Origin of the sequence: Intestinimonas sp. HCP28S3_D6 (genome assembly GCF_052065695.1) — a bacterium.
Taxonomy (GTDB): Bacteria; Bacillota; Clostridia; order Oscillospirales; family Oscillospiraceae; genus Intestinimonas.
Map to the genome: position 1 here is coordinate 1 of NZ_JBQHTM010000138.1, position 1,006 is coordinate 1,006.

Here is a 1,006-nt window from a genome sequence, read left to right on the forward strand (position 1 = left end):
CGCAAATTGCAAGTGCAAGCTGGACACCTGCACGGTAGAACTTAGTTAATCAGAGCGTCGGTCAGGATGGAAGCCGCTGGCTTCCATCCTGGGCGATGCTGCCGCAGCCGGAGGCTGCGTAAACAGAGTCGAGGAACTCGTCAAACAGTTCCTCCGGGGTGCGGTAGCCAAGCTTCTTGCGAGGGCGTCCGTTCAGCTCATCAGCAGCAGACAAGATGTACTCTGGAGAGAAGGATTCAATGGAGGCACCCTTGGGCACGAAGGCTCGGAACAGCCCGTTGTGGCGTTCGTTTTGGGGACGTTCCCACGAAGTATAGGGATGTGCAAAGTAGACTGCACAGCCCCAGTTCTCGACCTGACTGAACGCAGAGAACTCCGAGCCGTTGTCCACGGTAATGGTCTTGAAGACCTGTGAGAACTTGTCTCCGAATTCTTCCCTGAGTAACTGCATGGCGTTCAGAACGGAGTCTGCATCCTTGCCGGGAATCCGGATGGCAATATAGTTCTCCGTTTTCTTCTCCAACAGGGAGAGGACAACAGCCTCTTTACCGGCCCTCTTGCCCACGACAGTGTCACCTTCCCAATGTCCCTCCTCGATGCGCAGAGCCGCGATCTCAGGTCTCTGGGAGATGTCCGTGCCGAAGATATTCTTGTGTTCACGGGGCTTGGAATCCTTGTGCTGCTTGCGTTTCATGGCTTCGGGCAGTTCTGTCACAGACAAGTCAAGGTTGCCTGCCCAGACCTCATTGTAAAGAGTGCGGGTGCAGACCATCTCATCTGCTGGAAACAGCCCATGCAGACGGGCATAGCCGACGCAGGCATCCAAAGACCACTTGTGTTCTTTGACCTGTTCAATTATCCAGCGAATGAAGCGAATACAGTGACAGATTCGGTGTGGTTTCCGAGAACGCTTTCTGTTCGCTTTGTAGGCCGCTTCTCCGCGTCTTGCCGAGTATCCGGGCTTCCTGCCCTTGCTGCTCTTTCGGGGCGGTGTGCCGCGCATTAG

1 protein-coding gene is annotated in these 1,006 nt (G+C 55.3%); it reads right to left on the reverse strand.

All coding sequences use genetic code 11. From position 1 onward, the window contains the following. Positions 1 to 61: 61 nt before the first annotated feature. A partial coding sequence (locus tag ACTNBK_RS17095; protein ID WP_441147890.1) for an IS30 family transposase occupies positions 62 to 1,006 on the reverse strand: 945 nt, incomplete at its 5' end.